At 66.0% G+C, this 5669-nt stretch carries 5 protein-coding genes and 2 pseudogenes; 2 read left to right on the top strand and 5 right to left on the bottom strand.

The features are described 5' to 3' along the window. Window positions 1-161 precede the first annotated feature (161 nt). Window positions 162-536 (top strand): annotated as a pseudogene (locus XAXN_RS22220) (acyl-CoA thioesterase); the annotation flags it as partial. Window positions 537-716: 180 nt separating this feature from the next. Here the strand turns inward: XAXN_RS22220 and XAXN_RS19475 are convergent. The 4 genes from XAXN_RS19475 to XAXN_RS19460 form a co-directional block, all read right to left on the bottom strand. Further along, window positions 717-1232 carry a hypothetical protein gene (locus XAXN_RS19475; protein WP_054320743.1) on the bottom strand — a complete coding sequence of 172 codons (516 nt, stop codon included), beginning with the start codon at window positions 1230-1232 and terminating at the stop codon, window positions 717-719. A gap of 282 nt (window positions 1233-1514) precedes the next feature. After that, window positions 1515-2453, bottom strand: a complete 939-nt coding sequence (panE, locus tag XAXN_RS19470; RefSeq protein ID WP_054320742.1) for a 2-dehydropantoate 2-reductase — start codon at window positions 2451-2453, stop codon at window positions 1515-1517. A gap of 4 nt (window positions 2454-2457) precedes the next feature. Continuing rightward, the gene (locus XAXN_RS19465; protein ID WP_170912782.1) at window positions 2458-3270 is read right to left on the bottom strand and encodes an ABC transporter permease; all 813 of its coding nucleotides are present in this window, start codon (window positions 3268-3270) and stop codon (window positions 2458-2460) included. After that, window positions 3267-4262, bottom strand: coding sequence for an ABC transporter ATP-binding protein (locus tag XAXN_RS19460; protein WP_054320741.1), 996 nt, complete (start codon window positions 4260-4262; stop codon window positions 3267-3269). Before XAXN_RS19460 ends, XAXN_RS19465 begins: the two co-directional genes overlap by 4 nt. A 36-nt stretch (window positions 4263-4298) precedes the next feature. Between XAXN_RS19460 and XAXN_RS19455 the strand changes: the two genes are divergently transcribed. Continuing rightward, window positions 4299-5126, top strand: coding sequence for a ferredoxin--NADP reductase (locus XAXN_RS19455; protein ID WP_164514245.1), 828 nt, complete (start codon window positions 4299-4301; stop codon window positions 5124-5126). Window positions 5127-5187: 61 nt separating this feature from the next. On the opposite strand, the pseudogene XAXN_RS19450 reads toward XAXN_RS19455, so the two are convergent. Then, window positions 5188-5669: pseudogene (locus XAXN_RS19450) on the bottom strand (cation diffusion facilitator family transporter); the annotation flags it as partial.

Raw genomic sequence — 5669 nt, 5'->3', positions numbered from 1 at the left:
AATCGGGGGGACGTCGCCGCAGCCGTTCCTGCGCGCAGGGCAATCGCTGCGGATCCTCGTCGATTCGTAGCGGCCGTCGCGGTACCACATGGACCTGAGCTTCCTGCCGACGCTGCGCAGCTGATCGGGCTGGCTTTCCTTCCTTCTTCAGGCACTTCGTCATGACCAGTTCCACGCTTGTTGCACCGACCGAAGCCCGCATGGCTGAGATCGTGTTTCCCAATCACACCAATCATCTGGGCACGCTGTTCGGTGGACAGGCGCTGGCGTGGATGGACAAGGCCGCGTTTCTTGCCGCCTCGCGCTATGCGCGCCGCACCGTGGTGACCGCGCGTTCGGACCAGGTGGATTTCAAGCTGCCGATCCGCCAGGGCCAGATGGTGGAAACCATCGCGCGCGTGGTGTCGGTGGGGCGTAGCTCGATCACGGTGGAAGTGGAATTGATCGCCGAAGACCTGCTCAGCGGCGCGCGCGAGCTGTGCACGCGCGGGCAGTTCGTGATGATTGCGCTCGATGCCGATGGCGGTGCAGCCGCTGCAAACGACTGCTGGCTGACGCTGACCGGGTTGAGAGCGGCTGACAAGCAAATGATTGCGCGGCTGCGAATAAACGCGGCTAGCCGTCGGAAAATGGACACGTGCCGCGCGTCCACTGCGCTGCTCCGCACCGCCGGCGCGCTTATTTCACGACCGTCAGCGACGTTCTGTCTGTCGCGCTTATTCCTGCACCTCGCGGTCTTCGCGCTTGGTTTCTTCCATCGCCTCCGGTTCCAGCTCTTCGGCGCTGCGATTGAGTTTGACGAACACGCCCCAGGCGATCAGCAACAAGGCGGCGCACGAGCCAACGGCAGCGGCGTAGGGCAGCTTGGCCGGGTCGGCATGCATCAGCTCGAAGATCGACACCAGCGTCTCGATCGCCAGTGCAATCACGATCACCACGAAAAAGCGCGATAAATAACGCCGCACGCGCGTGGGGCCACTGACCTTGACGTCGCGCAGGATCTCTTCTTCGAAGATGGTCCGGCCCAGTTCGAGCGTGACCAGCGCCACCGTCAGCAGGCCGACTGCTTCGAGCACGACGTTGAAGCGGTCGCGCACCAGCATGTCGCCGCCGGGTGTGAAGCCGTGCCACAACTCCAGCCCGGCCATCCCCACCAATCCCGCCGCGCACAGCACAAAAAACGCCAGGATCACGAAGTGACCGGCACGAAACAGGTGGCTGAGCGCTTTCATCAGGGGCGAGGCGGGCGACGGGAGGCAATGCATCGTGTGCACCGCGTCGTTGCAGCGCGAAGGCTGCGCCAACCCGACGCGCCCTCATCCGGCGCGTTGCGCCACCTTCTCCCGCAAGCGGGAGAAGGGATTTGCTGGGAGTGGCGCCGAGGGTCTTGGCGCTTTGATGCAACGGTAGTTACCGTTCCCGCGCAGCTCCCTTCTCCCGCTTGCGCGGGGGAAGGTGCCCGAAGGGCGGATGGGGGCTGGCGCGCAACCCACCCACCGCCGCCTGCCACCTTCTCAACTATGCCGCAGCACCTGATACGCCTGCAGGTGCACATTGGCGGCCATCAGCAGCGGCGCGTTGCGACCGGTCTCGCGTATGCGCGCCAGCATGTCGCCGACGATCTGCGCCGCTTCCACGTCCTGGCCGGCTTCCAGGTCGCGCAGCATCGAGGCCTTGAGTGGCGAATCCACCTGCAACAGCGTCTGCAATGCTTTTGCACGCGCGGGTTCGGGAATCGGCTGCCCGGCCGCATCGGCGGCCCACAGGCATTCGTTGTACAGGCCGTTGATCAACGCGCGTCCGTCGTCGGTGGCCACGATCGCGCCTACCGGCGCGCGCATCAGGCAGGTAGCCGCCGCCAGCGCAGTGAGGAAGCTGTACTTGATCCACTGCTCCTGCGCGATCCGGGCGCTGGCCACGTGGTCGATCCCGGCCTGCGTGCACGCTGCTGCAAACGCCTGCACGCGCGCCGACTCCGCGCCGCCATCGCGCTCGCCGAAGGTCAGCGACGCCGGCTTGCCCAGGTGCAGGATCTCACCGTGCTCGCCCTTGGTGGCGCTGATGAAGCACAGCCCGCCCAGCACCCGCGCCGCGCCGAAACGCTCATCCAATGCCGCGTAATGGCGCAGCCCGTTGAGGATGGGCAGCACCGTGGTGTGCGCGCCCACCGCCGGCGCAATCGCTTCGATCGCGCTGTCCAGGTCGTAAGCCTTGCAGCTGAGGATCACCAGATCGAACGGTTGCTGCGCCACCAGGGCCGGCAAGTCCTGCGCGGTGACATGCGCCACCGGCACCTGCGCATCGCCCAACGGGCTGCGGATGCGCAGGCCCCCGGCCTGCAGCTGTGCCGCGCGTGCATCGCGCACCAGGAAGGTGACATCGACACCGCCCTGGGCCAGGCGCCCGCCGAAATAACCGCCGGTACCGCCGGCGCCGAGAATCAAGATGCGCATGTCATCAGCTCCGCAAGCCCACGCCGCGTCGCAGCAGCCACAGCGCCAATGCGCTGAGCACGGCGACAAAGCCCAGCATCAGCGCGTAGGCCACCCAGATCGGCACGTCCGAGCTGCCGAGCAGGCCGTAGCGGAAGGCGTTGACCATGTAGAAGATCGGGTTGGCATGGGTAGCCGCCTCGGCCCAGCCGGGAAGCAGTTTCACCGAATAGAACACGCCGCCCAGGTAGGTCAGCGGGGTCAGGATGAAGGTGGGCACGATCGCCACGTCGTCGAACTTCTTGGCGTAGACCGCGTTGACGAAGCCGGCCAGCGAGAAGATGGTCGCGCCCAGCAACACCGTGGTCAGCGTGACGAATGGATGCGGGATCCGCACCGGGGTGAAGAACATCGCGATGATCAGCACGATCGCCCCGACCATCACCCCGCGCAGCACCGCGCCGGACACGTAGCCCCACAGGATCACCCAGTTGGGCATCGGGCTGACCAGCAGTTCTTCGACGTGGCGGCCGAACTTGGCGCCGAAGAAACTCGAAGAGATGTTGCCGTAGCTGTTCTGGATCACGCTCATCATCACCAGGCCCGGCACGATGAATTGCATGTAGCTGTAGCCGCCCATCTCGCCCACGCGCGAGCCGATCAGTCCACCGAAGATCAGAAAGTACAGCGTCATGGTGATGGCCGGCGGCACCAGGGTCTGGCCCCAGATGCGCAGGATGCGCTGCACTTCGCGGCGCACGATGGTGCCCAGCGCAATCCAGTTGCGTTGGCGGGGTGTGGCGGGCGTGGCGGACATCGACGGCTCCGAAGGACTCATGGGTGGCCTGCCGGGCGCACGGGCGCCGTTGCGGCAGGAGCCGGGGCGGCGACAGTCTCGCCGGGCCCGGTCAAACGAACGAACAACTCTTCCAGCCGGTTGCTCTTGGTGCGCATCGAGCGCACGCGGATGCCGGCATCGCCCAGGGTGGCGAACACGCGGTTGAGGTCCATCGCGCGCGGCATGTTCAGATCCAGCGTGTGGCCGTCGATGGCGGTGAGCGTGGTGCCTTCGATCACCGGCAGCTGCGCGGGCAGCTCACCGTCGATATCGAACAGGAAGCCTTCCACGTCGAGCTTGGCCAGCAGCTCGCGCATCGGCCCCTGGGTGACGATCTGGCCGTGGTTGATGATGGCCAGGTTGCGGCACAGGTGCTCGGCTTCTTCCAGGTAATGCGTGGTCAGGATGATCGTGATGCCGGCGGCGTTGATGTCCTTGAGCACGCGCCACATGTCGCGGCGGATCTCGATATCCACACCGGCGGTGGGCTCGTCCAGGATCAGCAGGCGCGGCTGGGTCATCATGGCGCGGGCGATCATCAGCCGGCGCTTCATGCCGCCGGAGAGCGTGCGGCTCATCACCTGGGCCTTCTCCCACAGGTGCGCGCGGCGCAGTTCCACTTCGGCCAGCGCTTTTGCCTGGCTGCGCGGCATGCCATAGAAGCCGGCGTAGTTGACCAGGATGTCGAACGGTTTTTCGAACAGGTTGAAGTTGATTTCCTGCGGCACCAGGCCGATCAGGCGCATCGCATCGCTGCGGTGGGCGACCAGGTCGGTGCCGAACACTTCCACCTGCCCGCCGGACAGGTTCACCAGCGAGCTGATGATGCCGATCAGGGTGGACTTGCCCGCCCCGTTGGGGCCGAGCAGGGCGAAGAAATCGCCTGGCGCCACGTCCAGCGAGACGCCCTTGAGCGCCTGGGTGCCGTTGTCGTAGGTCTTGCGCAGATCGCACACGCGCAGGGCGGGCGCACTGGGAGATGGGGAATTCAAGCCGGGTCCTTCGCGCCAGGGTGACGGCGCAGCGAGTTGCAGCCCGTTATTATAGAAGCCCGTTGGGGTTTGCCCCGATCACAGACTGTCCCAAATACGTTCGTGCCCGTTCAATTCCCCCTCAAGCTTGTCGACCGGCGCATGATTGCGCCCACCGTGGCCCACTGCCAGTTCGTCCGTGACGACGGGCAGCCGCTGGATTTCCAGCCCGGGCAGTTCATCCAGATCCATTTCGACTACGCCGATGGCATGCCCACCAAGCGCAGCTATTCGCTGGCGACCATCCACGACCATGCGCTGGGGCCGGGCGAGGCAGTGGAGATCGCGGTGAGCTTCGTGCCTGGCGGCTCGGCCACGGCCCTGTTCGAAGGCCTGGAGATTGGCGACCAGTTGCAGGCTAGCGGGCCCTACGGGCGCTTTTGCCTGCAGCCGGGCGACCACAACCGGCGCTATGTGCTGATCGCCACCGGCACCGGCGTCACCCCGTACCGCTCGATGCTGCCGCTGCTGGCCGAAGCGATCGCCACCCGCGGTGTGCAGGTGGTGTTGCTGCAGGGCGCACGCAACCCGGTCGAGCTGCTGTACGGCGAGGACTTCCGCGCGTTTGCCGAGGCGCATCCGCAGTTCCGCTACGTGCCGTGCTTCTCGCGCGAATTGCCAGAGCAGCCGCACGCCGATGTGCGCCATGGCTACGTGCAGCAGCACCTGGCCGAGTTCGCGCCCGATGCCGCGCACGACATCGCCTACCTGTGCGGCAACCCGGACATGGTGGACACCTGCCTGGAAGCGCTTAAAGCCGCCGGCCTGCCGAGTGCGCAGATTCGCCGCGAGAAATACGTCAGCTCCACGCCGTCCAAGGTCTGAGATTGCATGCAGGCGGTGCGTGCATGCCGCCTGCGGCGTGTGGCGCCAAGTTGCTGCGGTTCTAGGCCGCAGCGTTCGGTAGCGCCGGGCGGCTGCAGCTCCACCGTGACATGCACCAGTTCTTCATGGATCTGCAGCGCGCGGCGCACCAGCTCCGCATCGATGTCGGCCGTGGTGACCAGGCTGACGACGCAGGCATACCGCTCGCTGCCGACCCGCCACACATGCAGGTCGGCGATGTCGATCGCATGCCCAAGCTCGGCGATCACCTGCTTCACTTCGGCCACCACCGGCGCATCCATCTCCGCATCCAGCAACACGCTGCCGGTGCTGCGCAGCAACCCCCAGGCCCAGACGGTGACCAGCACCGCGCCGACAATGCCCATGAGCGGGTCCAGCCAGCTCACGCCCCAGTGCATGCCGGCGACCAGCGCGACGATGGCGAGCACCGAGGTCGCGGCATCGGCCACCACGTGCAGATACGCGGCCCGTAGATTGAGATCGCTGTGCACATCCTGGTGCTGACCATGACCATGACCATGA

This window comes from Xanthomonas axonopodis (assembly GCF_001304695.1).
In the GTDB taxonomy this organism is placed as follows: Bacteria; Pseudomonadota; Gammaproteobacteria; order Xanthomonadales; family Xanthomonadaceae; genus Xanthomonas; species Xanthomonas axonopodis.
The sequence above is the reverse complement of the archived record's forward strand: the minus strand, read 5'-3'. Positions and strand labels throughout refer to the sequence as shown.